At 68.1% G+C, this 25608-nt stretch carries 24 protein-coding genes and 1 pseudogene; 12 read left to right on the top strand and 13 right to left on the bottom strand.

Going from position 1 to position 25608, the window contains the following annotated elements; genetic code table 11:
* The first annotated feature begins 13 nt into the window (after positions 1-13).
* From urtB to urtE, 4 genes are read left to right on the top strand one after another with little or no spacing between them, the layout of a single operon-like run.
* Entirely contained in the window at positions 14-901 is an 888-nt protein-coding gene (urtB, locus tag AC3B5T_RS24430; protein WP_055477080.1) for an urea ABC transporter permease subunit UrtB, read from the top strand.
* On the top strand, positions 898-2010 hold the full coding sequence (gene urtC, locus AC3B5T_RS24425) for an urea ABC transporter permease subunit UrtC (protein WP_014927624.1): 1113 nt from the start codon (positions 898-900) through the stop codon (positions 2008-2010). Before urtB ends, urtC begins: the two co-directional genes overlap by 4 nt.
* The gene (gene urtD, locus AC3B5T_RS24420; protein WP_055477081.1) at positions 2007-2888 is read left to right on the top strand and encodes an urea ABC transporter ATP-binding protein UrtD; all 882 of its coding nucleotides are present in this window, start codon (positions 2007-2009) and stop codon (positions 2886-2888) included. Before urtC ends, urtD begins: the two co-directional genes overlap by 4 nt.
* A 3-nt stretch (positions 2889-2891) precedes the next feature.
* Entirely contained in the window at positions 2892-3584 is a 693-nt protein-coding gene (urtE, locus tag AC3B5T_RS24415) for an urea ABC transporter ATP-binding subunit UrtE (protein ID WP_055477082.1), read from the top strand.
* Between the two features lie 24 nt (positions 3585-3608).
* Here urtE and AC3B5T_RS24410 read toward each other — a convergent pair whose 3' ends face one another.
* Entirely contained in the window at positions 3609-4430 is an 822-nt protein-coding gene (locus AC3B5T_RS24410) for an SDR family NAD(P)-dependent oxidoreductase (RefSeq protein WP_055477083.1), read from the bottom strand.
* A gap of 105 nt (positions 4431-4535) precedes the next feature.
* Between AC3B5T_RS24410 and AC3B5T_RS24405 the strand changes: the two genes are divergently transcribed.
* A complete protein-coding gene (locus AC3B5T_RS24405) occupies positions 4536-5195 on the top strand; it encodes a TetR/AcrR family transcriptional regulator (RefSeq protein ID WP_055477084.1) in 660 nt (219 codons plus the stop codon).
* Here AC3B5T_RS24405 and AC3B5T_RS24400 read toward each other — a convergent pair.
* Positions 5164-5904 (bottom strand): hypothetical protein, encoded by a 741-nt coding sequence (locus tag AC3B5T_RS24400; RefSeq protein WP_055477085.1) that lies wholly within the window; start codon positions 5902-5904, stop codon positions 5164-5166. The genes AC3B5T_RS24405 and AC3B5T_RS24400 overlap by 32 nt on opposite strands.
* A gap of 47 nt (positions 5905-5951) precedes the next feature.
* Here AC3B5T_RS24400 and AC3B5T_RS24395 point away from each other — a divergent pair, with 47 nt between their 5' ends.
* Together AC3B5T_RS24395 and AC3B5T_RS24390 are read left to right on the top strand one after the other, a co-directional pair.
* Positions 5952-6131, top strand: coding sequence for a hypothetical protein (locus AC3B5T_RS24395; RefSeq protein WP_055477086.1), 180 nt, complete (start codon positions 5952-5954; stop codon positions 6129-6131).
* A gap of 86 nt (positions 6132-6217) precedes the next feature.
* Complete coding sequence (locus AC3B5T_RS24390) at positions 6218-6643, top strand: hypothetical protein (RefSeq protein ID WP_010843385.1); 426 nt, start codon at positions 6218-6220, stop codon at positions 6641-6643.
* Positions 6644-6760: 117 nt separating this feature from the next.
* On the opposite strand, the gene AC3B5T_RS24385 is transcribed toward AC3B5T_RS24390, so the two are convergent.
* Both AC3B5T_RS24385 and AC3B5T_RS24380 read right to left on the bottom strand, forming a co-directional pair.
* Positions 6761-7093: a transglycosylase family protein gene (locus AC3B5T_RS24385; RefSeq protein WP_014927620.1), complete on the bottom strand. Its 333-nt coding sequence runs from the start codon at positions 7091-7093 to the stop codon at positions 6761-6763.
* Between the two features lie 420 nt (positions 7094-7513).
* Positions 7514-8821, bottom strand: a complete 1308-nt coding sequence (locus AC3B5T_RS24380; protein ID WP_055477087.1) for a cytochrome P450 — start codon at positions 8819-8821, stop codon at positions 7514-7516.
* 97 nt (positions 8822-8918) lie between these two features.
* Between AC3B5T_RS24380 and AC3B5T_RS24375 the strand changes: the two genes are divergently transcribed.
* The gene (locus AC3B5T_RS24375) at positions 8919-9584 is read left to right on the top strand and encodes a TetR/AcrR family transcriptional regulator (protein WP_156354376.1); all 666 of its coding nucleotides are present in this window, start codon (positions 8919-8921) and stop codon (positions 9582-9584) included.
* 10 nt (positions 9585-9594) lie between these two features.
* On the opposite strand, the gene AC3B5T_RS24370 is transcribed toward AC3B5T_RS24375, so the two are convergent.
* From AC3B5T_RS24370 to AC3B5T_RS24350, 5 genes are all read right to left on the bottom strand, one after another.
* Complete coding sequence (locus tag AC3B5T_RS24370) at positions 9595-10257, bottom strand: GntR family transcriptional regulator (RefSeq protein WP_035717742.1); 663 nt, start codon at positions 10255-10257, stop codon at positions 9595-9597.
* The gene (locus AC3B5T_RS24365) at positions 10254-11129 is read right to left on the bottom strand and encodes a sulfurtransferase (protein WP_055477089.1); all 876 of its coding nucleotides are present in this window, start codon (positions 11127-11129) and stop codon (positions 10254-10256) included. The genes AC3B5T_RS24370 and AC3B5T_RS24365 overlap by 4 nt, the downstream gene beginning before the upstream one ends.
* Positions 11126-12475, bottom strand: coding sequence for an LLM class flavin-dependent oxidoreductase (locus tag AC3B5T_RS24360; protein ID WP_055477090.1), 1350 nt, complete (start codon positions 12473-12475; stop codon positions 11126-11128). The genes AC3B5T_RS24365 and AC3B5T_RS24360 overlap by 4 nt, the downstream gene beginning before the upstream one ends.
* Positions 12475-13296, bottom strand: coding sequence for a hydroxyethylthiazole kinase (thiM, locus tag AC3B5T_RS24355; protein WP_055477091.1), 822 nt, complete (start codon positions 13294-13296; stop codon positions 12475-12477). Before thiM ends, AC3B5T_RS24360 begins: the two co-directional genes overlap by 1 nt.
* 189 nt (positions 13297-13485) lie before the next feature.
* A complete protein-coding gene (locus AC3B5T_RS24350; RefSeq protein WP_055477092.1) occupies positions 13486-14571 on the bottom strand; it encodes an NADH:flavin oxidoreductase/NADH oxidase in 1086 nt (361 codons plus the stop codon).
* Positions 14572-14699: 128 nt separating this feature from the next.
* On the opposite strand from AC3B5T_RS24350, the gene AC3B5T_RS24345 reads away from it, so the two are divergent.
* Positions 14700-15488: an enoyl-CoA hydratase gene (locus AC3B5T_RS24345; RefSeq protein WP_055477093.1), complete on the top strand. Its 789-nt coding sequence runs from the start codon at positions 14700-14702 to the stop codon at positions 15486-15488.
* Positions 15489-15515: 27 nt separating this feature from the next.
* Here AC3B5T_RS24345 and AC3B5T_RS24340 read toward each other — a convergent pair whose 3' ends face one another.
* The 4 genes from AC3B5T_RS24340 to AC3B5T_RS24325 all read right to left on the bottom strand — a co-directional run bounded on the left by AC3B5T_RS24340 (position 15516) and on the right by AC3B5T_RS24325 (position 21813).
* Positions 15516-16667 carry an acyl-CoA dehydrogenase family protein gene (locus tag AC3B5T_RS24340; RefSeq protein ID WP_055477094.1) on the bottom strand — a complete coding sequence of 384 codons (1152 nt, stop codon included), beginning with the start codon at positions 16665-16667 and terminating at the stop codon, positions 15516-15518.
* A 20-nt stretch (positions 16668-16687) separates the two neighbouring features.
* The gene (locus AC3B5T_RS24335) at positions 16688-17920 is read right to left on the bottom strand and encodes an acyl-CoA dehydrogenase family protein (RefSeq protein WP_010843374.1); all 1233 of its coding nucleotides are present in this window, start codon (positions 17918-17920) and stop codon (positions 16688-16690) included.
* Positions 17921-18046: 126 nt separating this feature from the next.
* On the bottom strand, positions 18047-19156 hold the full coding sequence (locus AC3B5T_RS24330) for an AI-2E family transporter (protein WP_156354380.1): 1110 nt from the start codon (positions 19154-19156) through the stop codon (positions 18047-18049).
* A 251-nt stretch (positions 19157-19407) separates the two neighbouring features.
* Complete coding sequence (locus AC3B5T_RS24325) at positions 19408-21813, bottom strand: acetyl-CoA acetyltransferase (protein WP_442902736.1); 2406 nt, start codon at positions 21811-21813, stop codon at positions 19408-19410.
* A 173-nt stretch (positions 21814-21986) separates the two neighbouring features.
* Here AC3B5T_RS24325 and AC3B5T_RS24320 point away from each other — a divergent pair, with 173 nt between their 5' ends.
* From AC3B5T_RS24320 to AC3B5T_RS24310, 3 genes and pseudogenes are all read left to right on the top strand, one after another.
* Positions 21987-23225, top strand: a complete 1239-nt coding sequence (locus tag AC3B5T_RS24320; protein ID WP_055477097.1) for an acyl-CoA dehydrogenase family protein — start codon at positions 21987-21989, stop codon at positions 23223-23225.
* 19 nt (positions 23226-23244) lie between these two features.
* Positions 23245-24539: pseudogene (locus AC3B5T_RS24315) on the top strand (wax ester/triacylglycerol synthase domain-containing protein).
* 544 nt (positions 24540-25083) lie between these two features.
* On the top strand, positions 25084-25548 hold the full coding sequence (locus AC3B5T_RS24310; RefSeq protein ID WP_488358035.1) for a hypothetical protein: 465 nt from the start codon (positions 25084-25086) through the stop codon (positions 25546-25548).
* Positions 25549-25608 lie beyond the last annotated feature (60 nt).

The raw sequence follows: 25608 nt of genomic DNA, 5'->3' as shown, positions 1-25608 counted from the left end.
AACGGATAGTCACGTGGAAACCGTTATCGGACAGCTCTTCACCGGGCTCAGTCTCGGTTCGATTCTGCTCCTCGCAGCTCTCGGCCTGTCTCTGACCTTCGGGCAGATGGGCGTGATCAACATGGCCCACGGGTCGTTCATCATGGCCGGGTCGTACACCGCCTACTCGGTGCAGGAGTACCTGATCTCCAATGCCGGGGTGTCCCTGCTCGTCTCGCTCGTCATCGGCTTCCTGGTCGGCGGGCTGATGGGGGTCCTGCTCGAGGTCACCCTGATCAAGCGCATGTACGACCGCCCCCTGGACACACTCCTCGTCACCTTCGGCGTGGGACTGATCCTCCAGCAACTCGCCCGGGACATCTTCGGCGCACCGGCGGTCGACGTGGTCGCGCCGTCGTGGTTGTCCGGCGGCGTCGACATCCTCGGCGCGGTCGTCCCCAAGACGCGTCTGTTCATCATGCTGCTCGCGATCGTGGCGGTGACCGCCATCGCGGTCACCATGAAGTACACGCCGATGGGCCGCCGTATCCGTGCCGTCGTCCAGCACCGCGATCTGGCCGAGACGAGCGGGATCTCCAGCCGTCGCACCGACATCACGACGTTCTTCATCGGGTCGGGACTGGCCGGCGTCGCCGGCGTGGCGCTGACTCTGATCGGCTCCACCAGTTCGAACACCGGGATGACGTACCTCATCGACGCGTTCCTGGTGGTCGTCATCGGCGGTCTGGGCCAGATCAAGGGCGCGGTCATCGCGGCCATCGCCCTCGGTGTCCTGAACTCGTTCATCGAATACAACACGACGGCGTCGGTGGCGAAGGTCGCCGTGTTCGTCATCATCGTGATCTTCCTGCAGATCCGGCCGCAGGGGCTTTTCACGGTCCAGTCGAGGAGTCTTGTGTGAAGGACTATTTCAGCGGTTCCTGGAAGGTCTGGGCGGGGTTCGGGTTCGCCGCGATCCTGCTGTTCGCGGTCGCACCGGCCGTATTGTCGGACTTCCGGCTCAACCTGCTCGGCAAGTTCCTGTGCTTCGGCATCGTCGCGGTCGGCATCGGCCTGGCGTGGGGACGCGGCGGCATGCTCACCCTGGGCCAGGGCGTGTACTTCGGTCTGGGTGCGTACATCATGGCGATGCACCTGAAGATCTCCGACGCCGAACTCCGCGGCGACGACGTGCCGGACTTCATGCAGATCGCCGGGATCACCGAGCTGCCCGGGTACTGGAAGCCCTTCGCCTCGCCTCTGGTGACGATCCTGGGCATCCTGCTGGTTCCCACGTTCCTGGCGATCCTGCTGGGCCTCGGTGTGTTCAAACGGAGGGTCAAGGGCGCGTATTTCGCGATCCTGTCCCAGGCGCTGGCCGCGGCCTTCGCCATCCTGCTCATCGGTCAGCAGACCACCGGTGGCAGCAACGGGCTCAACCGCTTTCGCAGTTTCTTCGGTCTCGCGCTCAACGACCCGGTGAATCGGCAGCTGCTGTTCTTCATCACCGCGGCCATCCTGCTCGCCGTCGTCGCCATCACGCGTCAGCTGATGTACAGCCGATACGGCGAACTGCTGGTCGCCGTCCGCGACCAGGAGGAACGCGTCCGGTTCCTCGGCTATGACCCGGCCAACGTCAAGGTCGTCGCCTACGCCATCGCTGCGCTGTTCGCCAGCATCGCGGGCGCCATGTTCGTCCCCATCGTCGGCATCATCTCGCCCGCGGACGTCGGGATCGTGCCGTCGATCGCGTTCCTGATCGGCGTCGCGATCGGCGGGCGCACAACGCTTCTCGGTCCGGTCCTCGGCGCCATCGCGGTGGCCTGGGCGCAGACGAGTCTGTCGGAGAGTTTCCCGTCCGGGTGGACCTACGCCCAGGGCATCCTGTTCATCGTGGTCGTGGGCTTCTTCCCGGCCGGGCTGGCCGGGCTCGGGGCGTTGGTCAAGTGGCGTCGGAGAAGAACGCCGGACCCGACCCCGACCGGTGACATCGATGAGCACAGCGTCAGCAAGGTAGGAGCGTCGTCATGACCGAGACAGAATCGACGGTCGTCGAACACCCGCCGGTCGCCGGCGGCAATGCCGGAATGGACAGCGACTACCTCCAGGTGCGCGGTCTCAGTGTCGAGTTCGACGGCTTCAAGGCGGTCTCCGATGTCGACCTCACCCTGCTGCAGGGCGACCTGCGGTTCCTGATCGGACCGAACGGCGCCGGGAAGACCACGGTCATCGACGCGATCACCGGTCTGGTGAAGCCGACCGGGTCGATCCAGAAGTCCGGTGTCGAACTCGTCGGCAAGAAGGTGCACCAGATCGCGCGTCTCGGTGTCGGCCGGACCTTCCAGACCGCCAGCGTCTTCGAGGAACTGAGTGTGCTGCAGAACCTCGACATCGCGGCGGGTGCCGGGCGTTCGGTGTGGACGATGCTGCGGCGTCGGCCGACGCAGATCCCCGACTCGATCGCCGAGGCGCTGGAGACCATCGGTCTGCAGGACCTCGCCGACACCCCGGCGGGCGTGCTCGCGCACGGCCAGAAACAGTGGCTCGAGATCGGGATGTTGCTGGTGCAGAACGCCTCGGTGCTCTTGCTGGACGAGCCGGTCGCCGGCATGAGCCATGAGGAGCGCGAGGAGACCGGGAACCTGTTGCGCCGCATCGGTGGTGAACGCACCGTGGTGGTCGTCGAACACGACATGGATTTCATGCGGTCCTTCGCGACCTCGGTGACGGTGCTCGCCCGCGGCCGGGTGCTCGCCGAGGGCACGGTGGCCGAGGTCCAGGCGAATCCGAAGGTCCAGGAGGTGTACCTCGGAACCGCCGCCGGCGGCGAGGAACTCGAGGAGATCGCCGCCGAGACCGACCCCGACGTGGCGGGCACCTCCACGCAATCGACTCAGGACAAGGGCTGAATCATGCTGAAACTCTCCGGAGTCCACGCGGGCTACGGTCGTACCGAGGTGATCCACGGGGTCGACATCGAGGTACCCACCGACGGCGTCGTCGCCGTGATGGGACACAACGGCGCGGGGAAGACGACCCTGCTGCGCGCGGCCGTCGGACTCGTCAAGACGACCAAGGGGTCGATCACCTTCGACGGCGTCGACATCACCCGGGCGCGCCCCAGCGCCCGGGTGGGGCACGGCATCGCCTATGTGCCGCAGGGCCAGCAGAGTTTCGGGCACCTCACCACCGCCGAGAATCTGCAGGTCGTGGCCGACGGCCGCAAGCGCGGCAAGGAGCTGGTCGCCGAGATGCTGGACATGTTCCCGGCACTTACGGAACTGCTGGGACGACGCGCCGGCCTGTTGTCCGGAGGACAGCGTCAGCAGCTGGCGATCGCTCGCGCGCTCATCACCGAGCCGCGCATGCTGATCCTCGACGAGCCGACCGAGGGCATCCAGCCCTCGGTGGTCGCCGAGATCGAGCAGACCATCACCACGCTCACCCAGCGTGGCGGACTGGGAGTGCTCCTCGTCGAACAACACATCGGTTTCGCACTCGAGGCGGCGCAGCGGTACTACGTGCTGGAAAGCGGACGCGTCACGTCGTCGGGTGACGGCGGCTCGGCTGCCGAAAGTGCTGTGCGCGAGGCGATGACGATCTAGATCGATCAGGAGTGGGGTGGCACCTCAGCCCGGGGCCTGCCGGCTGAGGTGCTCCCATTCACGGTAGATGCCCTGACGCGCCCGATCCATCTCCAGCACGTGATCGAACGACTGGCTCCCCACGATGAGGCGCCGAGGCGGATCGGGGAGTGCCGCGAGCTCCAGGATGACCGGCGCGGCCGATGACGGCGGGGGACCTGCGGTATCACCCCATGACGCCTCCATCTCGGTCCGCAGATCCCGATACTGCGGCATCGGTTCGGTGTTCGTCGTTCCGGTGGTGAACAACCCGGTGTCGTAACCACCCATCTGCACGATGGTGACCCGGACGCCGAACTGCTCGGCTTCCATCGCCAGCGCCTCGCTGACCGAGTCGAGCGCCGCTTTGCCCGCTCCGTAGTAGCCGACGGTGGCCATCCCTCCACCGGTACCCATCGACGTCACCTGCAACAGTCGGCCGCCGCCGCGAGCGCGTAGGTGGGGCAGGACGGCCTGGGCCACCCAGACGGCGCCGAAGAAGTTCAGGTCCAGGTGCGCGCGGACCTGAGCCTCGGTCGCCTCCTCGACCATTCCGTAGAGCATGCCGCCGGCGTTGTTGACCACGATGTCCAGCCGGCCGAATGCGGCGATCGCGGTCTCGACGCCGTCGAACACGGCTTGCCGATTCGTGACGTCCAGGGGCAGCGGTCGCAGGTGTAGGGGATACCGCTTGGCCAGCGATGTCAGCGGATCGACGTTGCGGGCGACGGCCACCACGCGATCGCCGGCGGCGAGGGCCGCCTCGGCGAACGCCCGTCCGAGTCCGCGGGACGCGCCGGTGATGAACCAGACCCGTGGCGTTGTCATCTTGCCTCCTAAGTAAACGGACCGTTCCGTCTCGTAAAAACGGTAATGCCGGTACTGGGAAGGAGTCAAGACGGATCGTCTCGTTTCGTGGACTATCCTGGCTTCATGCTGCGAGACGCAGGACCGGATCATTCACGCCGAAAGGAGCGGTCTCGCCAGGCGATCCTCGAGGCGACTCGAGCCCTCGTCGTGGAGGCGCCGTACGAGAAGGTGACTGTCGAGGCGATCGCGGCCCGGGCCGGCGTCGGCAAGCAGACGATCTACCGGCGGTGGCCCTCGAAGAGTGCCGTCGTCTTCGCCGCCGTCCTCGCACTGAGCGAGGGTGACGACGGGCGGTCGGTAGATCTGCCAGACACCGGTGATCTGCGTGCCGACCTGAAGCAGGTCATGCGGGCGACGGTGGAAGAGTTCGCCGATCCGTCTTTCGATCGCCTGATCCGGGCGGTGAACACCGAGATCGCGAACGACGCCGAGCTCGCGGCGGAGTACCGGGAGAAGCTGTCGCGACCACTGGACGACGCCAAGAAGGCGCGGCTCCGCAAGGCCGAGCGAGACGGCCAACTCCCGGTCGACACCGACCTCGACCTCTTTCTGGAGATGCTCTACGCCCCGTTGTTCCAGCGGTGGCTGCACCGCAGCGGACCGCTGACCCCGACCTACGCCGACGACCTTGTCGAGGCGACGCTCCGGGCCTTCGATGGCCGACCATCGGCCGCCCGGCGCGGCGCCGATGTCAGTCCAGCCGGACCCCCACCTCCGAGGTGAGTTCGTGGGGCGGATGGAGGGGGAGTTGGTCGCCGCTCCAGAATCGCCCGGGGTCGAACCAGTTGGAGTCCTTGGCGGTATCGAGGATGCCCATCTCGCGATAGGTGATCGCGACCACCTCGGCGCAGTAGGCGGCTTCGAGTCCGACGCCGTCGGTCTTCTGGCTGCGGCGCTGCTGCCGTTCGTCGCGTCGTTGACGGACCTTGCGGTCGAGGTAGGGGATGCCCCGGACGAGGTCGGTCGAGTTGGGCACCCGGCCGCGAAACCACCGCCCGGCGAGGCGTGCGGTCGTCGGGAACGGGGTCCCGTCGAGTTCGGCGATCACCTTGAGCAGAGCGTTCTCCTGATCCGGGGTGACCTCGGGGGTGAGCTGACGAAACCAGCATGCCTGCTTGTAGCGGATCATCCACTGCTCCACGGCTTCGCGCGCGTCATGTAGCTGAACGCCGCGATGATTCGACCCGGTCCACACGTCGGTCAGCCGATCGCCGAGTTCGGCGTGCCAGAGCAGCGGCGGCAGGTCGTCGATGCACACCGCCATCGCGACATGGTTGACCGGCGCGTTGGTCAGGGTGCGGATGGCCCGATCCGGCCCGGAATGGCCTCGGAAGAGCCAGATGTCGCCGGTGCGGGTGGCGTCGAGCGCGTCGGTCAACGAGATCCCGGAGTCGGCGCGGTCTCGGCCGAAGAGAATTCTGCTGGTGGGCACGAGAGAAGGCTAATGCGTCCGCGTGCCGCGCGACCTATCCTGCCCGCATGAGGAACTTCTGGAAATGGCTGGGACTGGCGGGCGCGGTCGGGGTGGCCACCGGCGGGGCGATGGTCGCGCGGGATCAGCGGCAGCGGAAGTCCTATTCGGCCGACGACGTCCGCGCGCGTCTGCACCAGCGGCTCGACGAGACCGGGAACGAGGATGGCGGACCTGCTGATCGGTGAGGGCCGGGTGGCGGAGCCGCTGATTTCTGAGGACACTGGGCAGTGTTGCCCGACGCTCGTCAGAGTGAACGGAGAAAGGTGGCACCATGCCCGACAACAGCGGTTCCGGCGGATCGTTCAATTTCGGCCCCGAGGACTTCGACCGGTTCGCACGTGAGGCCGGGGAGGGACTGCGTGACGTCTTCGGCAAGCTCTTCGAGGGGCAGGCGGGACCGGCAGCCTTCTCGATGTTCTTCGACGAGGCCTCGCGTGGCCGGACTCGTACCAAGCCGCAGCCGCGCGAAGAGACCACGGGGGAGGCCGGCTCCGGAGTATGGGCGGTCTTCGTTGTCGACGACGACGGCGGTGCCCGGGTCGAGCAGGTCTACGCCACCGAACTCGACGCCTTGCGTGCCAACAAGAGCAACACCGATCCGCGCCGCAACGTGCGGTTCCTGCCGTACGGCATCGCGGTCAGCGCGTTGGACACGACGGTCGGCGACTCCGGCGACGACACCCCGACGGTGACGTAGGAGCCTGAAAGACGCGCGAGGCCGGCGGGTCCCTGGTGGACCCGCCGGCCTTGCTGTCACCGGTGCTGCGACGTCACGGGATGTGACGCGCCGGTGCGGTGGTCAGAAGTGCGTGCGTCAGAGGTTGGCGCCGCACGTCGGCCAGGCTCCGGGCCCCTGCGTGGCGAGCACGTTCTCCGCGACGCGGATCTGCTCCTCGCGGGAGGCGTCTGCCGGGTTGCCGGTTCCGCCGTTGGCCTGCCAGGTGCTCATCGAGAACTGGAGACCGCCGTAGTAGCCGTTGCCGGTGTTGGTGGCCCAGTTGCCGCCGCTCTCGCACTGAGCGACCGCGTCCCAGTTGCCTGCCGCGTGCGCAGTGGACGTCAGCATCCCGAAGGGCGCGGCAGTCAGTGCGCCGACGATCGCGGCGCGGGCGACGAGCTTGGTCATGTGGGTCTTGGTCATACGCATGGTCTTCGTTCCTCCTCACCGCCCTGGGGTTGGCAGGGCAGTTGATCTCGGACCGTGGGCGACCATACGGGTTCGGTAACGGCTGGGTCACGTCGAGCCCCTGACCAGCGCTATTCGGATAACGCCCGGATAACGCTGTTAGCTTTACAGTGAATTCCCAGCGCATACCGCAATTCGGCGGGGGTGTTCGGACATACGTGTTCGGCCGCGTTCGATGACGAAGGTCACAGCAGGGGTGTGGGACCCGTCACGTTCGATGCGGCGTCAGGCGGGGTTGAAGCGTGGTTGTGCCGCACCGGTTGCGTCTTTGCCCGGTAACCGGGCGAGAGAGCAACGTGATGACGGCAAACCTCGGTCGAGGTCCTCGCCTTGTTCGCGCCCGATGCACAGTCGACGGGCGTGCCGAGGCGATCGAGTGGGTCAGCGTGGTCGGACCGCGATCCGACCGCCGCGGGACGGGGCGTAGGCCACCCCGCGCGAGAACCAGCGCTCCGCGCGGGCGGTGGTCGGCAGCAGTTCGAACTGCTCGAGCAACGTCCGCAGGGTGACGTCCATCTCCATGGTCGCGAACGCCGCCCCGATGCACCGTCGGGTCCCGCCGCCGAACGGGAGCCACGCCGACGGGGGCTTGGTGCCCAGAAAGCGGGTCGGGTCGAAGACCTCGGGCCGGGCGAATTCGCTGCTGTCGTCGTGGAGCAGGGCGATGGACACGAGCACGTTGTATCCCTTGGGTATCCGCCAGTCGCCGAGGTCGAGATGGTCGGCGACCACGTGCCGGCCGGCGAAGTCGATGACCGGTCGGCTGCGCTGGACCTCCAGGATCGTCGCGTGGCGGTAATCGTGTCCGCCGGCGTCCACCTCGGCCCCGAGCTCGCGCACGACCTCGGGGTGCCGCCGTAGCCGCTCGAGCGCCCACGCGAGGGTTGTCGCCGTGGTCTCGTGCCCGGCCGCGAGCAAGGTGGCCAGCTCCTCGGCGATCTCGTCGTCGGTCATCGGACTGCCGTCGTCGTAGGTGCTGCGAAGCATGATCGCCAGGATGTCGGTGCGCTCGTCCAGGTGAGAATCGTTGCGTGCCTTGGTGATCAGTCCGCTGACATATTCTCGGTATTCGGCATTGCGACGCGCGTACCGGTGATTGGGGTCGATCGGCCGGAGGGGGAGGGGCAGCGGGGGTACCGTCGCGGCCCGCGAACCGACGGTCACCATCGGCGGGATCATGTCGCGGAGTCGGTCGAGATCCGTGCCCTCCGCGCCGAAGACGGCGCGGAGGATGACGTTCAGGGTGATGCGCATCATCGGTTCGATGCAGGCGAACTCGACCCCGGGGCGCCACGTCGCGGTCTCGGCGCGGACCTCGTCGACGACGATCTGTTCGTACGACCGAATCGGCTTGCCGTGCAACGGCGGGGTGAGCAGCTTGCGTCGCGCGCGGTGCCGGGCGCCCTCCAGCGCGAACATCGATCCGGTGCCGAGGATGCGTCCGAGGTTGGGCTGGACGTTCTCGACCTTGTCGCCCGCGGTGAACAGCTCGCGCGCCATGGCGGCGTCGGAGATGACGACGGACGGACCGAAGACGGGCAGGTTCACGGTGAACGCCGAGCCGTGTCGGTCGTGGAGATGGCGGAAGAAGTGTCGGCGCGACACGACCGCGCCGAGCCCCTGGATGGCGGACGGGATCGACGTGGTGGGCGGGAGAACCGCCTCACCACTTCGGGTCGGTGTGTTCACGAGCGTGGGGTCCTCTCGCCGCGGCGGCTGGTACGTCTACGTACCAGCTCGACGGTACGCTCGCGTACCGACCGAGACAAGGGCCTATGCTCGAAGGGTGACTGCTGGATCGGGCCCGCTCGCCCCGCCCCCGGCGCCCGCACCACCGGGCCCGCTCGCTCCGCTCCCGGCGCCCTGGCTGATCTCGTCGGCGGGGGCGTCGACCCGGGATCGGCTGCTCGCGGCGATGCTGGAATGCATCGTCGAGGCGGGATACCGGGAGACCACCGTCGCCGACATCGTGCGTGTCGCGCGGACCTCGAGGCGGTCGTTCTATCAGGAGTTCGCCGACAAGCAGGCATGCTTTTTCGCGCTGCTGACGGTGACCAACGAGTTCATGATCGCCGAGATCGTGCGTCGCGTCGACTCCGAGGCGTCCATCGAAGATCAAGTGCGGCAGGCGGTCTCGTCATACGTCGCAGCGAGTGAACGGTACCCGGGTCTCACGTTGAGCTGGATTCGGGAATTGCCTGCGCTCGGCAGTGCGGCCCAGTCGGTCAAAGACGAAGCGCTGGAAGCGTGGATCGAGCTCTTCGTCGGTCTCACCTCGACCCCGACGATGGCCGCGGCGGGGGTGATCCCGATGGACCGCCAGCGCGCCATCTTCCTGTGGGGTGGTTTCCGCGAACTGACCGCCGGTGCCGTCGAATCCGGTGTTCCGCTGGCGTCGATCATCGAACCGGCGACCGCGGCATCCCTCGCCCTGCTGACACCGCCGCGCTGAGCCCCGCAGGTCAGTGGTTCCGGGACCCGAGGGCACCGCGCACGCGCTCTTCGTGATCGCGCCGCATGTGTTCGAGCATCAGTGATCTCGCCGCCTCGGAGTCGCGGGCGACGATGGCTGTGAGTATCGCCTCGTGCTCGTCGCACCTGTCGTCGTAGGACCGGTCCGCCTCGTCGGGGCGCCAGGGCGCGGACACCTTGGCCTGGGCGTCGAGGGTGTGCAGGAGGTCGGCGATGGTGGCGTTGCGTGCGGCGAGTCGGACTGCGTCGTGCCAGGCGTTGAACAGTTGCCGGACCTCGGTCGGGTCCGACTCGGCACGAGCCCTCGCGGTGAGATCCTGCAAACGATGCAGGTCGATGCCATCTCGACGATCGGCGGCTGCCGCAGCTGCCGCGGCGTCGAGCACGCCCCGTGTCTCGAAGATGTCCACCAACTCCGACTCCGATCGGATCCGCAGCGCGAATCCGCGCGACGTCCCGCGGAGCAGGCCTTCCTGCTCCAGCAGGCCGAGTGCTTCTCGGACCGGTGTCCTCGAGACCTCGAATTCGGCGCTCAGGACGCCGGGAACGAGTGCCACGTCCGGGGCGTACTCGCCGGTGGTGAGACGTCGGCGTAGTTCGGCGTAGACGAGGTCACGAGCGGTGCCGCCGCGCGCCGGGCCGAGCGCACTCACGCGTCGTCCCCGGGTCGGGAAGACGTCGCCAGCGGCCGCGATCCGTCGGCGCGCCATTCGGCGAGCGATCCGTCGAACACGCGAGCGGACTCGATGCCGTGCTCAGCCAGCGCCAGCGCGAGACCCGCCGCGTTGATCCCACCGCCGCAGTACAGGATCGGCGACTGTGCGGGGTCCACACCGGCGGTCTCGATGAGTTGACGGGTGGCGGCCGGGTCGTGGCGACCGGCGGCATCCAGGGTCTCTGGATACGGGATGTTGATCGATCCCGGTATCGACCCGGTCCCCGGAACCGCGGGGTCACCGGCGAAGTCGGTTGCACGCAGCGCACAGATCACCGGCGCTCCGGTGTCGCCGGCCTCCGCCGCCCTGGCGGTCTCGTCGATGTCGGCGACGAGATCACGCATGTCGGTCGGCGTGAACACCGATGCCTCAGCGGCGGGCGGCCGTCCCGGTCCCACCTCGACGTCTTGTCCGGATGCCACCCACGCGGCCAGTCCGCCGTCGAGCACCCGGACGTGCTGATGCCCCCACGACCGCAGCACCCACCAGAGCCGGGCGGCCCAAGCCCCGCCCGACTGGTCGTAGACGACCACCGAAGTGCCCGGACCCACACCGACAGTCGCTGTCGCGGCGGTGATCTGGGTTCGCGTCGGACGTGTGAAGGGAATCTGCGAGTCCGGATCGGAGAACGCGGTGAAGAGATCGGCGAACCGCGCGGTGGGAACATGGCCCGCCTCGAAGAGCCGGCGTCCGTCGCTGTACCGCGGTTCGTCGTCATTGCGCTGAACCGTCGCGTCCAGCACCACGACATGGTCGAGGTGCGCGGCCAACCAGTCGGCATCGACGAGGTGCCGGTTCGATGCTGTCACGAGAGCGCTTCGGCGCGTGTCGATTCCGCCCGCGCCCGCCACTCGCCGGGTTCCGGGCGGCGGAGCCCGAGATGGTCGCGCAGCGTCGTCCCGCTGTACGACGTGCGGACCAGCCCGCGGCGACGTAGTTCTGGCACGACCTCGTCGGCGAAGTCCTGGAACGCGGCGGGGACGTGGGTCGCCTGGATCATGAACCCGTCGGCCGCGCCCGCGTCCAACCACCGCTCCATCGTGTCGGCTATCTCGGTGGGCGAGCCGACCATGTTGCCCTCGGTGCGGGCTCCGTACCACTTCCCGATCTCACGGATGGTGAGCTTCTCGCGCCGGGCGAACTCCAGGATCTCGCGGTAGTGCCCCTCCACTCCGACTTCCTCGAGCTCCGGAAGCGGGCCGTCGAGATCGTAGGCGGTCAGGTCCACGTTCACGTGGTAGGCCATCCGTGACAACCCGGCTTCGGGAGCCACGAGATCGACGAACTCCTCGTGCCGTCGTCGGGCGTCGTCCGCATTCGAGCCGACCACGGTGGTCGCGGCCGGCAGGATGCGGACCTGCTCCGGGTCACGGCCGCGGGCCGCCACCCGAGCACGGATGTCGCGGGCGAAATCGACCGCGGATTCCAATGACTCATGGCTGCAGAAGATCACATCCGCCCAGCGGGCCGCGAAGTCCCGACCGGACGGAGAAGCACCGGCCTGGATGACCACGGGGTATCCCTGCGGCGGGCGCGGCACCCCGAGCGGCCCGCGGACCCGGAAGTGTGCGCCGTCGTGGTCGATCGCCGAGACCTCGTCGGGTCGTCCGAACGTGCCGGACTGCTTGTCGCGGATCAACGCGTCGTCGGACCAGCTGTCCCACAGACGGGTGGTCACTTCCAGGAACTCCTCGGCCCGGTCGTACCGAGCCGCCCGTCCCGGCAGCGCGTCCTGGCCGAAATTCTGCGCCTCGGCATCCTGGAAGCTGGTCACGACGTTCCACCCGGCGCGCCCACCGGTGAGGTGGTCGAGCGTCGCGAAGGTCCGTGCGAGGTTGTACGGCTCGTGGTAACCGGTCGAGACGGTCGCTGCCAGCCCCAGATGCCGGGTGACCGCGGCCATGACGGTGATGACCGGCAAGGGGTCGAGACGCGGGGTCCCGGTGCCCCACCGGACCGCGGGATCGAAGGTGTCGCCGAGACTGCGTGGTACAGCGAGAGAATCAGGGACGAAGGCGAGATCGAAGCAGGCATCCTCGAGGACGCGCGCGATGCGTACGTAGTGGTCGGCGTCGAGGAATCCGTCGCCGGCATCGGGATGGCGCCAGCCGACGGTGCCTTGTGGGCCGGCGTTGAGGAAGGCCGCCAGATGCATCAGTTGGCCAGCTCCCAGAGTCCGTCCACGAGGGCGGTGGCGAACGAACCGCTTCCACCACGCGGCCCCAGCCGCGCGGCCGCGGTCTCGGCAGCACGCGCATAGGCGGCGTGAGCTGCGACCGCCGCATCGAACGGATCATCCGCCACGGCCGCCACCGCGGCGTTGAGCGCGCCGAGGCTGCAGCCGGCGCCGGTCACCTGGGTGAGTCGGACGTCTCCACCCCCGATCGCGACGACACGCCGGCCGTCGGTGATGTAGTCGATCGGCCCGCTGACGGCGACGATCGCCCCGGTACGCGCGGCGAGATCGGTGATGTGCGGGACGGCATCGATCGAGTCGGCCGTCGTCTCGACACCCTTGCCGAGCGCGTCCCCTCCGGCCAGCGCGATCAGCTCACTGGCATTGCCGCGGATGATCGTCGGCCGATGGTCGAGCAGCGAACGCACGAAAGCGTCGTACTCGGTGGCGCCCGCGCCGTTGGCGACCGGGTCGAGCACCCACGGGGTTCCCGCGGCGTGGGCGGTGCGTGCGACGGTGGCGACGGTGTCCAGGTCGTTGCTCATGACCGTCGCGGTGTTGATCCACACACCTCCGGCACCTGCGGGGAAGACGGTGGGCCAGTCGGCCCCGGCGCCGATGGCAGGACCCGCCCCTGCTGCCAGCAGGACGTTGGCGCTCAGGTTCGCGGCGATGTAGTTGGTCAGGCCGTAGACGAAGGGGGCCGCCGTTGCGACCCGTCGGAAGGTGTCGGCGACCGACGCGTCGTCGAACGATCGTCGCTCGACGGTGGTCGCGTCGAATGTGGTGGTCTCGGTCATGGTGCTCCTTGATGAGCGGTTCGCGATCAGGGTGGCGCGTCCGTCGGGAGCAGCACCGCCTATTTGTATACAGCTACATACACACTCCCGAGATGGTTGCGATCACCCCGATCGGAACTCGAAACGTCGCCAGCTCACATCCCGGGGGGGTCAGTCGCCCTCGTGGGCGTCGGCGTCAGGTCCGGGGGCTCAGTGCCACGAACCCCGTTGGTACTGAGGGGGATATGGCGCCTGCCGGCGTTCGATGCCCAGCTCGTGCGCGGCGCGAAGCGGCCACGACGGCTCCCGCAGGGCGACGCGACCGAAGAACACGGCGGTGATGTCGTCGTCGCCGGCGATCTTCTCGGCTTGATCGGGCTCGGTGATGAGGCCGACGGCCGCTGTCGGCACGCCGGACTGCCGGTGGATGGATCGGGCGAGGTCGACCTGGTAGCCGGGCCCGATCGGGATGTCGGCGAGCACGTTGCCTCCCGAGGAGACGTCGACGAGGTCGACACCGCGGCCGGCGAGGAGTTCGGCGAGGCGCGCGGACTCCTCGACATCCCACCCGCCCTCGGTCCATTCGGTGCCGGACACCCGGATGAACAGCGGCTTCGACGACGGCCACACGGCGCGGACCGCGTCCACGACCTCGAGGGTGAGCCGGATGCGTCCCTCGAAGTCGCCGCCATAGGCGTCGGTGCGCCGGTTCGAGAACGGGGAGAGGAACTGATGGAGCAGGTAACCGTGCGCCGCGTGGATCTCGACCACGTCGAACCCGGCGTCATCGGCGCGGCGGGCGGCCGCTGCGAACGCGTCCACCACCGCTGCGATCTGCTCGGTCGTCATCGCGACGGGAGCGGGCAGCCCCTCGAAGGCGACGTCGGACGGACCGAACGTGGTCCAGCCGCCGTCGTCGAGCGGGATCGACCCGGAGCGATCGTCGAAGGGCGCGTAGGTGGAGGCCTTGCGGCCGGCGTGGGCGAGCTGGGTGCCGATGACCGAACCCTGCGAGTGCGCGAAGTCGACGATCCGTCGCCACGCCGCGGCCTGGTCGTCGTTCCACAGACCGGCGTCGTGCGCACTGATCCGACCTTCGGGCACCACGGCCGCGGCCTCGGTGAGGATGAGTCCGAAACCACCGGCGGCCCGGGCCCCGAGGTGGGTCAGGTGCCAGTCGGTGGGCACCCCGTCGCCGGCGAAGCAGCTGTACTGGCACATCGGAGCGAGCCAGATCCGGTTGGGGATGTCGACGTCGCGGATGGTGAGCGGTTCGAAGAGCGCGGTACTGGTCACGAGGAGACACAACGAACGATCGGGCCTCGTATTCCCTTCTCGCTGCCATATCGTGAAGATCCGCCGCTCTCGCCGCGCTCCCGGCGCGGAATGACCGGCGACGACGAACGGAAGAGAGGCCGCCGGACATGACCGATCAGACCGCGCGCGATGCGGTGTCGACGGACGTCGCCGAACCCCTCGGGGTGATCACCCTGGGCGACGCGCGACGTCGTAACCCGTTGTCCACCAGCACGATGCGAGCCATCACCGCTGCGTTACGTGCTTTCGACGACGACCCGCGCGTGCGTGTGATCGTGATCCGGGCGCTCGGGCCCGCGTTCTCCGCCGGGCACGACCTCGGTGAACTCGTCGACCGAACTCTCGACGACGAGCGGGCCGTGTTCGCGACGTGCACGGAACTGATGCGGACGGTCCACCACGTACGGCAGCCCGTCATCGCCGAAGTCGCGGGCATGGCCTTCGCCGCGGGGTGCCAACTCGTCGCCACCTGTGACCTGGCCGTCGCGGGACGCAGCGCACAGTTCAGCACACCGGGCGTGCGCATCGGATTGTTCTGCTCGACTCCCATGGTCGCGCTGTCCCGGGCGATCGGACGCAAGCGCGCCATGCACATGCTGCTCACCGGCGAGGCCGTCGACGCCGAGACCGCCGCGGAGTGGGGACTTCTCAGCGGCGTCGTCGACGATGCCGACCTGGCGGACACAGTGCGCGACCTGGCACTGCACATCGCAGGCTCGAGTGCGCGGACGGTGTCCATCGGCAAGCAGGCGTTCTACCGGCAGATCGAGCTGGACGAGTCCACCGCCTACGACGAGATGGGCGAGACGATGGCGACCAACGCGATGACCTGTGATGCGCAGGAGGGCATGTCGGCATTCCTGCAGAAGCGGAAGCCGGTCTGGACCGACAGCTGAGCCCCCTGGGATCGCCGGCAGTGCCGGTCAGGCGTCGATCTGCGCGCCGGCCCTCGCGAAGCGTGCGAGATGGGCATCGGCGGTGCCGAATTCGTACTCGATCGCGGTCAGCCGCTTGAAGTAGTGGCCGATCGCCAGCTCCTCGGTCATGCCCATGCCGCCGTGTAGCTGCACCGCGTTCTGGCCGATGAACCGGGCGGCGCGACTGACCGTCGCCTTGGCGGCCGAGACCGCCGCTGCGCGCTCGGCCGGCGAGCCGTCGAGTGACAGGATCGCGAAGTACTGTGCGGCGACCGACTGTTCGAGCTCCAGGTGCATGTCGACCATGCGGTGCTGCAACACCTGGAAGCTGCCGATCGGGACCCCGAACTGCTCGCGCTGCTTGGAGTATTCGACGGTGTCGGTGAACACCTTGCGCATGAGTCCGACGGCCTCGGAGACGACTGCGGCGGTCGCGGTGTCCCAGGCCTTCTCGAGGATCTCGATCGCGTTGTCGTCGGCGATGAGTGCCTCGGCGGGCAGACGCACGTCGTCGAACGTGATGTCGGCGGCCTGGCGGTCGTCGATGGTACGCAGGGTGTGCAGTTCGAGACCGTCCGGACCGCCGCCCGCGAGGTCGATCAGGAACAGCGAGACTCCCGCGGGGTCGTGTGGCTCGCCCGCGGTGCGGGCGCTGACGATCAGGTAGTCGGCGAGCGGCGCCGTGGTGACGACGGCCTTGGTGCCGTTGAGCACCCACTCGTCACCGTCGCGATCGGCGCTGGTCTCGATGCGGGAGAGGACCCCGCCCGAGCCGTCTTCGAGCGCGGCGAGGGCGCTGAGCGCCTCGCCCTCGGCGATCCGGCCGGCGGCTTCGAGGGCGGCCGGGTTGCCGGTCGCGTGCAGCAGCCCGGCGCCGAGCACCACCGAGTCGACGAACGGCTCGACCACCAGAGCGTGGCCGAGCGCCTCGGTGACGACCATCAATTCCTCGGGGCCGCCGCCGAATCCGCCGATGTCCTCGGGCAGACAGGCGCCGACGACTCCGAGGTCCTCGACGAAGGCCTTCCAGATCTTCGGCTGCCAACCCTCGCCGACCTTCGCCGCGTCGCGGCTGACCTGCAGGTCGTACCGTGCGTCGAGGAACTTGTTGAGACCGTCGGACAGCAGCTGCTGTTCGGGTGTGAGTGTGAAGTCCATCAGTTATCTCCTGTGACCCGTCAGAGACCCAGAGCGGCTTTGGCGAGGATGTTTCGTTGAATTTCGTTGCTGCCGGCGTAGATCGAGCCCGCGCGGTCGTTGAAGTAGTGCAGCGGCGCAACGGCCTGCCACGGTTCGCCGCTGACATAGCCGTCGGTGGGCGGTGTGTACTGGAAGATGGGTCCGCCCGGCTTGGTGGCGTGCGGCTGGAAGACGCGTCCGTGGGGGCCGGCGGCTTCCAGGCTCAGCGTCGTGATCTCCTGGCTCAGCTCGGTGCCGAGGATCTTCAGCATCGACGCGATCGAACCGGGGTCCTTGCCCGAACTCATCGCGGCCAGCGCCCGGTACTCGAGGACCTCGAGGATCTTCGCGCGGACCTGGAGGTCGGTGAGTTTGGCCGCGAACGCCGGATCCTCGGACAGGGGACCGCCGTTCGGGGCCGTCACCGATGCCGCGTCACGACCGAGTTGCTCGGCCATGACCTGTAGCGCCGGAGCCGCCGCGCCGCCCCCTCGCTCGAAGACGAGCAGGTACTTGGCCACGGTCCAGCCGTCGTCGATCTTGCCGAGGACGTTCTTCTTGGGCACGCGCACACCGTCGAAGAAGACCTGCGCCTGCACCTGCTCGCCGGACGCGAACACCAGGTTCTGCACCTCGATACCCGGCGAGTTCATGTCGATCAGCACGAAGGTGATGCCCTGCTGTTTGCGTTCCTGGCGCGACGTACGCACGAGGCAGAAGATCCAGTTCGCCTCCGATGCGTGCGTGGTCCAGATCTTCGAACCGGTGACGACGAGGTCGTCGCCGTCGTCCACCGCGGCCATCGACAACGACGCGAGGTCCGACCCCGACTCGGGTTCGGAGTAGCCCTGGCAGAAGAACACGCTGCCGTCGAGGATGCCCGGCAGGAAGAAGTTCTTCTGCTCGTCGGTGCCGAAGGCCATGATCGCGTGGGACACCATGCGGATGCCCATCGGCGACAGCGAGGGCGCGCCGGCGAGGATCGACTCCCGGCTGAAGATGTAGTGCTGGGACTGCGACCAGTCGCACCCCCCGTACTCCACCGGCCAAGCGGGAGCGGCCCAGCCACGCTCGTGCAGGATCGCCTGCCACTTCATCGCGGCCTCGTGGTCGGAGTAGACGCTGGTGCGCAGCGTGCCCGCCGCGCGCAGGTCGGGGGTCAGTTTCTCGTCGAGGAACGCGCGGACCTCGTCGCGAAACGCAGCGTCGTCCGGAGACCAGTTCATGTCCATGAGCGGTGCGCAACCTATCTGTAAACGGTTGTGGTCAGATGGGGGTCGAAAGGGAATCTACCCAATGATCGGCGCGGCGCGTAGCCCGCCTCACCTTTCCGGTTCCAGTGTGACGCCCGCGGCCGGTCAGGGGGTGGGATCCTGCCCCTTCGTGTCCGGAGTCTTCGCGACTCCTGCGGGGTCGTCAGCGGGTTCGTCGTCGGGTGTCTCGTCGCCGGGCTTCCCACCCGACGACAGCAGCACGTCCGCCCAGCGGGTCGCGGGGTCGATGTCGATGAGCAGGGCCTTGGCGAGCAGCGTGAGCGGTACCGCGAGGATCGCCCCCAACGGCCCGATCGCCCATGCCCAGAAGAGCAGGGACATGAAGGTCAGAGTTGTCGACAGTCCCACGGCGTCGCCGACGAACTTCGGCTGGATCACCGATTGGATCGTGACGTTGATGGCGCTGTAGACGACGATCACGATCAGCATCTTGGTCGGTCCGCCGTCGAGGAGGCCCAGCAACGCGGGCGGGACGAGACCGATGATGAACCCGACATTCGGGATGTAGTTGGTGATGAACGAGAGCAGTCCCCACAGGATCGGCAGGGGGATGGACAGCAACGCGAGGGCCACGCTGTCGAGTACGGCGACGATCAGGCCGAAGACCGTCGACACCCAGAGATAGCTGCGCGTCCCCTGCGAGAAGGAGCGGAACGCCGAAGCGATGTCGGGACGCATCCGGTCCAGGATGTTCATCCGGTCGTCGAAGCCGACCGAGTCCGCGGCCATGAACAGCAGCAGCGCGAGGACGAGCACGAGTGTCGACGCGACACTGAACGTGCTGGCCAGCACGTCGGTCACCGCGCTGACGACCTTGCTGGTGTCGACGTGGGAGATCATGTCCTGCACCTTGTCGTGGCTCACGCCGTGACTGGTGAGGAAGTTCTGGAAGCTGGTGACGAGATCATCGAACTTGTCGTCGTACTGCGGGAGGATCGATGCCAGGCGTGCGACGGAGAACACCAGCGCCGCAAAGAGTCCGATCAAGATGCCGTAGACGAGCAGCACGGTCGTCAGGAACGCCGCCCAGCGCGGCAAGCCTTTCGTGCGCAACCAGGTCGGGACCGGCTGGACGGCGACCGTGAGCATCAGTGCGAGGAAGACCGGCGCGGCCAGGGAAGCGACCGACTTGATGCCGGCGACCGCGACGACGAGGCCGGCGATGGTGAGGAGCACGATGGTGCCCCGGGGCAATGTCCAGTCAGGTGGATCCACACGGTACGAGCTTTGTGGCGGAGTACGTGTGGATGTCGTGGTTCCGCTTGCCTTACTACGACCGGACATGGTGTGCCGCCTTTCTGGACACGACTGATGTGTCGTAACAGCGGCCACCCGGTACGCGGAGCGCGTTCGGAGTGGCCGCCGACCAAGTGTTCAGCATCCGGCGACCATCCGCGCGTTTTCGGCGTGCTTTCGTCCTCGTGTGAGTGGTTCGGACTGAGTCCTCAGTGGCCCTTCCAGTTCGGGGTCCGCTTCATCACGAACGCCATGATCCCCTCGAGGGTGTCGCCGCTGATCACCAGTGAGTCGAGCACCGAGGTGCTGGCGTGGACGGCGTCGACGGTGTCGGTGATGGCGTCGGACTGCTCCATGGTGGCGATCGACGCCCGCACGGATGTCGGTGAGGCGGCGAGGATCTCCTCGGCCACCCCGCGAGCGGTCTCGAGAACTTTTCCGGCGGGGGCGATCCGGCTCACCAGGCCGGCGGCCGCGGCCTCGGCGGCCGAGATCCGGCGGCCGGTCAGGATCATGTCGCGCGCGAGTGCCGGTGGCACCATCCGCGGCAGGCGGACCAGCCCGCCGGCGGCCGCTGCGAGTCCGACCTTCACCTCGGGCAGGCCGAACGAGGCGTCCTCGTCGGCCACCACGATGTGGCAGGCCATCGCGATCTCGCAGCCCCCGCCGAGCGCGAAGCCGTTGACCGCGGCGATCACGGGTTTGGGCAGGCTGCGCCGTGACGTCAGGCCGGCGAACCCGTTCTTGGGCACCGACAGTGCGGCCGGGCCGGCGGTCGCCGCGAGGTCGTTGCCCGCGGAGAAGGCCTTGTCTCCCTTGCCCGTCAGGATGGCCACCCACAGGTCGGGATCGGCGAAATACGCCTCGAAGATCGAGTCGAGTTCGGCGTTGGCCGCGGGATTCAAGGCGTTGCGTGCGTCCGGGCGGTTGATGGTCACCTCGAGCAGCCGGCCGTCCCGACGGATCTCCACGTGCTCGTAGGAATCGCGGAAAGCCGGTGCGACAACCGGATGCCGGGAGTCCATGGCCGAAGCGGTCAGGGCCACCCGATTGCCCTTGTCGAACGACCGCACCACGATCGGCGTGCCGACCGGATCGTCGGAGGTGAGGAGGAGCTCGAAGAACTCGTCGTCGTCGGAATCGAGGTTGGCGACGAACCGCGCGCCGAGCCCCTCCGGGGAGGTCGAGTCGACGAGCCGGCCGATGACCACGCCGGTGCGGCGGCCGCTCTTCTGCGGGATGACCGTGTAGGTCTCGATCACCGCGGGGCCGTCGGCGTCGGCGATGGTGGGAACGGTTGCCACCGCGTCGAGCTCGGCCTGGACCGGGCCGCTGGTGTCCGGACGCCAGGGCGCCGGCGTCGTCGAATACACCCCGGCGGCATGCTTGCTCAGCACCCCGCCGTTGGCGACCACCAGGCCGAATTCGCCCGGTGATCGCCGGACTCGGGTGACGACTTCGGCGATCGCGTGCAGGGAGTAGTCGTTGCCCGGGCCGCCGAAGAACGGCAACCCGCCGGTCACGGTCAGCCCGCGCGGGTCGTCGGGCGCCATCCCGATTCCGTCGAGGACGTTGAACACCGCGATCGGGAAGCAGCTGTAGATGTCGACGACGGAGATGTCGTCGAGTTCGAGTCCCGCGACCCGCAGCGCGTGGTGTACCGCCGCGGGAGCCGCGGGGGCGGAGCCGAGTTCGGGACGGGCCAGTACCGGCCGCTCGACGGTTGACGAATGCCCATGCAGGAATACCCATTTCGCGGGATCGATACCGGCGGCCTGCGCTGCCCGCACCGACATCACGACGACCGCCGCGGCCTGGTTCACCTGGTCGCGCGCCACGATGTACCGGGTGAAGGGATCGGACACGACTCGGTTCTCGGGGGTGACGGTGACCAGTTCGGCCGCGGTGCGCGCTGTCGGTGCCGCCGAATGCGGGTTGGCGGCGGCGACCTCGGTGAAGGGTGCGAACAACTCACCCATCGTTGCGATGTAGGCGTCGCGGCCCAGGCCCGAGGCGTGCCGGCGGGCGTTCTCGAGCAAGGCGTACTGCGGCAGCACCGACGCGAGGCCGTGCCGCATCTCGGCGACGGTGATGATGCCCTTCAAGCCGAAACCACGGTCGTCGAGCTGGCCGCCGACCTCCTCGGCGAAGCTCGGACGCTTGTCCTCCGGCTGGGACATCAGATGACGGACGGTCGACATCACCTCGGCGCCGAACACGACTGCGCCCTCGGAGTCGCCGGCGGCGATCGTTCCGGCGAGCTCGGTGAGAATCGTCTGCGGGGTCTGACCACCGGTCACCGCCTGCACCGCGCGTCGCGGGTCCACACCGACCCGGTTGCCCACCGCACGCGGCATGTTGTCCGGCCGGCCCAGCGGTGACGACGACAGCGGGCTCGAGATCTCGAACGACCGGATCGCGGCGATCGTGTCGATCGACGCGGCGACATCGCCACCGGAGTCGGCGAATGCGGCGGTCACAGCCCGGGCGGCGAGGTCGGCCTCGCCGAGAGCTTCGTAGCCGGGATCGGTCAGGCGTTCCGATGCCTGTCCCACGCCGACGACGACAGGGGTGTTCGGATCGATATCAACGAGCGTTGTTGGCATACCAAACATTGACACACCACGTGACCGGGGTCTCATCGGAGGTGTCCACGAATGTCCCGCGCCAGTGTGCGGCGGTCCCGCCGGGAACGTCAGTGTTGCGGTCAGCGCGGTTACAACCGTGGTCGGCCGATGCGGTTCGGACCAGACTGTCGCCGACCGGATTGCGATCGAAAGGACCACCGATGACGTCCACTGTGCCCACCACGAGGCCTTCTGGCAGCGCCTCCGACGGAACGAGCGACGAGCGGCTCGACGAGGTGTTCGCGCCGATCTTCGCCCGGATCGCCGAGGGCGCCGTGCAGCGCGAGGACGACCGCAGGCTTGCGCACGATGAGGTCTCGTGGCTGCGGGAGGCGAAGTTCGGTGCGCTGCGCGTGCCGGTGGAACTCGGCGGATACGGCGCGTCGATCCGTCAGCTGTTCCGGTTGCTCATCGACCTGGCCGCCGCGGAGTCCAATCTGCCGCAGGCCCTGCGGGTGCACTGGTCGTTCGTCGAGGACCAGCTCGCCGCCCTGCCGGACGAGGGTGCGCAGCGGTGGTTGCGCAAGGTCGGTGAGGGCACGCTGGTCGGCAACGCGATCACCGAACCCGGCGTCGGTGCCATCGACCGATATCAGACGCGGCTCACTTCGGACCCCGCGAGCCCGGACGGCAACTTCCGGCTCGACGGCACCAAGTACTACAGCACCGGCAGCCTGTACTCCGACCACATTCTCGTCGCCGCCGACCAGGACGGCGAGCGGGTCTCGGTGCTCGTCGACGCCGACGCCGACGGCGTCACCCAGCACGACGACTGGGACGGTTTCGGCCAGCGCCTGACCGCCAGCGGTACCACCGAGTTCGCCGGTGTCGAGGTTCCGGCCGAGCGTGTTCTCGGTCCGGGTTACGGCGGGGAAGGGCGCACATACGCGACGTCGTATCTGCAGCTGGTGCAGCTCTCGGTGCTCGCGGGTATCGCGGCGCGTGCGACCGACGACGTCGTGGAGTGGGTGCGCAACCGCACGCGCACCTTCACCCACTCGACGGCCGACCTGCCGCGCCACGATCCACTCGTGCAGCAGGTGATCGGTCGTCTCTCGGCCGCGGCCTACACTGCGCGCACGCTGGTCCTCGACATCGCCGACGAGCTCGATGAGCTTGCTCTCGCCGGGTGGGAGGACGCCGAACTGCTCGACCGCGTCGAGTTCGACGTCGCCCGGGCTCAGGCCGCGGTCATCCCCACCGTGCTCGATGCGACCACGCAGCTGTTCGAGGTCGGCGGCGCGTCGATCACCTCCGAGCGTCTGCGCCTCGACCGCCACTGGCGCAATGCCCGAGTGATCTCGGTGCACAACCCGCTGATCTTCAAGCTGCAGGCGGTCGGCGACCACGTGCTCAACGGCACCGACCTGCCCTACGCCTGGAGCGCCGGGCAGAAGTAGGGCCGCTACGCTGGCGGTCATGCACAGGATGGCCGCCGCAGACGCGGCGTCGTACTGGATGTCGCGCCGTATCCCGAACGACCAGTTACTGGTGTATTGCTTTGCCGCACCGAGCAGTTCGGTCGAGGACTGTGCGGCGCGACTCTGGCTCCGCGCCGCGCTCGTCGACGACCTGTGCCTCCGGATCCGCGATGTGCCGGGCACGGTCGACCGCCCGTACTGGGAATCCGTCAGTCCCGCCGACGACCAGGTCCGTGTCGATTCGACGCGCCGGACCTGGTCGTCGTGCCTGGCCGAGATCACCGGGCTCATCGCCCGGCCACTCGACCCCACGCGGGCGGCGTGGCGGGCGCATCTGTTCGGTCCCGTCGTCGACGCCCCGGGCGCCGCAGGCGACGTCTACGTCGTCGTCGTGCAGATGTGTCACGCACTGGGCGACGGGCGCCGCGCGTCTGAGATCGTGCGCGAGTGGTTCACTGCCCCCGCCACACTGCGACGGCCGGCCTCCACGGTGCGTTCGTCCGGTCGCGAACTGCTGGTCGACGCGGGGACCTTTCTCGGCGGCGTCCTCCGGTTCCCCGGCGAGTTCGTCACCACGGCTCGGCGAGGGTTCCGCGTGGCGCGCCTGGCCCCGGCGTCTGCGCCTGGACCGTCGGGATACCCGCCGACACGGCTGAACACCCCACCAGGACCGCGACGGACCCTTCGGGTACTGGTGTTCGACCGCGACCATCTCACCCGCCGTGGACAACCGGTCACGGTCGCGGTACTCGCCGCGATCTCGGCAGCGCTACCGGAGTACCTGGGCGAGAACGGGCGGCGGTTCGGCGTCGAGCTGACGATCGGGAGAACGGGAGAACCGCAGGCCCGCAACCACTTCCGCAATGCTGCGGTCGACCTGCACGTCGACGTCGACGATCTGGTCGAGCGCGCGCGACTCATCGGCGCGGAGGTCGCCGCCGCCCGCGCGGCCGAGGCGGACCCGGTGCGGCTCGCGCAGTGTCGGGCGTCGGAGTCGACCCCGCGATCCTGGCCCGATGGGGGATCGGGGCTGTCGACCTCGAGACCCCGCCGGAGACGGTCACCGGCGTCACGGTGGTGTCGTCGGTCGACCGTGGCGCCGCCGACATCGATCTCGACGGCGGCGAGATCCTGTTCACGACCGGATTTCCCGCGCTGTCACCCGCCCAGGGACTGACCCACGGCGTGCACGGCATCGGTGATCGCATCGCCCTCTCGGTGATCACGAGTCCCGAGGTGATGGGGGATGTGGACCGGTATGTGGAGTTGCTGGGCGGAGCGCTGAGTGGTTGAGAAGGGTTGCAATGCTGGTGTGGCCACGGTCGAAGCGAGCGCGTGCCGGGGTCGACACGCCCGGGAGTCGACACGCAAAAGCGATGGCTCAGCTGGAAGGAAAGCATGACCAGGCTCTGTATGCAACGAGAGCCGTCAGTCCTGATCGGCGCGCTGTGGTGAGTGACCGTGGCGGTGAGCCTCGGAATCGCAGTCTTCACCGCAGGGGAACCGACCCTCCAATACACGGAGTGCGAGATAAGCGGGCGCAACGAACCGGCTTGTACGAATTCGACACTCGGCGAGCATGGTGTCGGCTACGCCCTCCGTGCAGCTGTCCTCGTGGCTCTCGGCGTGCTGGTTGTACAAGTCGCGGTCACAACGGCGCGCAACGCCGGCGGTTAGGGCATCGACGGCCTGTCGGCTGTGCTCTGATGGTTGGGTGGTGTTGAAGCCGTGCGAGACAGCTCGAGCTGCTGCCTGGATCGTTGAGTCCGGCCAGCCCTGGCAGGATCTGGCTGGTTTCGGCCCGTCGGGGTTCGAGTCCTACGCACGATTGCGGTTCATGCCCGATCCCGGCAGTGGATCCGACGTCGCCGACCCCGACGAACCCACAGATCAAGCCAAGGTCGCCCGTCTCTGTGCGCTGCTTCGCAGTGCAACAGCCACTCCCGACGATAGTTACTTCGCGATCTGGGAGGGCTGGCCGAATTCTTCCGCCCTCATGCGTCAGAGCGCTCGGATGCACATCCCGAACCGGTCCTACTACCTGCTTCGCGGCAGTCTGTCCGAATTCGGGCAGTGGGGCGTGCCGGAGACGGGGCACAACCCGGCCGCGTTCGTGTGGCCGGCGGATCATGCGTGGTGCATTGCCTCTGATGTCGACGATCACTGGGCGAGTGTGGGCGCGAGTGCAGCGGTGATCGAGGGGCTTCTGATCAATGGCGGCCTCGACATCGTCACGGCCGATCCCGATCTCGGTGCTGACTCGCAATACTGCCCGCCCGCCGGGTACTTCCGGCGACGCTGACCCGGCCCCACGCAAAGCAAGCGTTGGCAAACACTGTAGTGGGGTCGTTGAGGAGGGCTG

This window comes from Gordonia sp. G4, assembly GCF_057770005.1.
The sequence above is the reverse complement of the archived record's forward strand: the minus strand, read 5'-3'. Positions and strand labels throughout refer to the sequence as shown.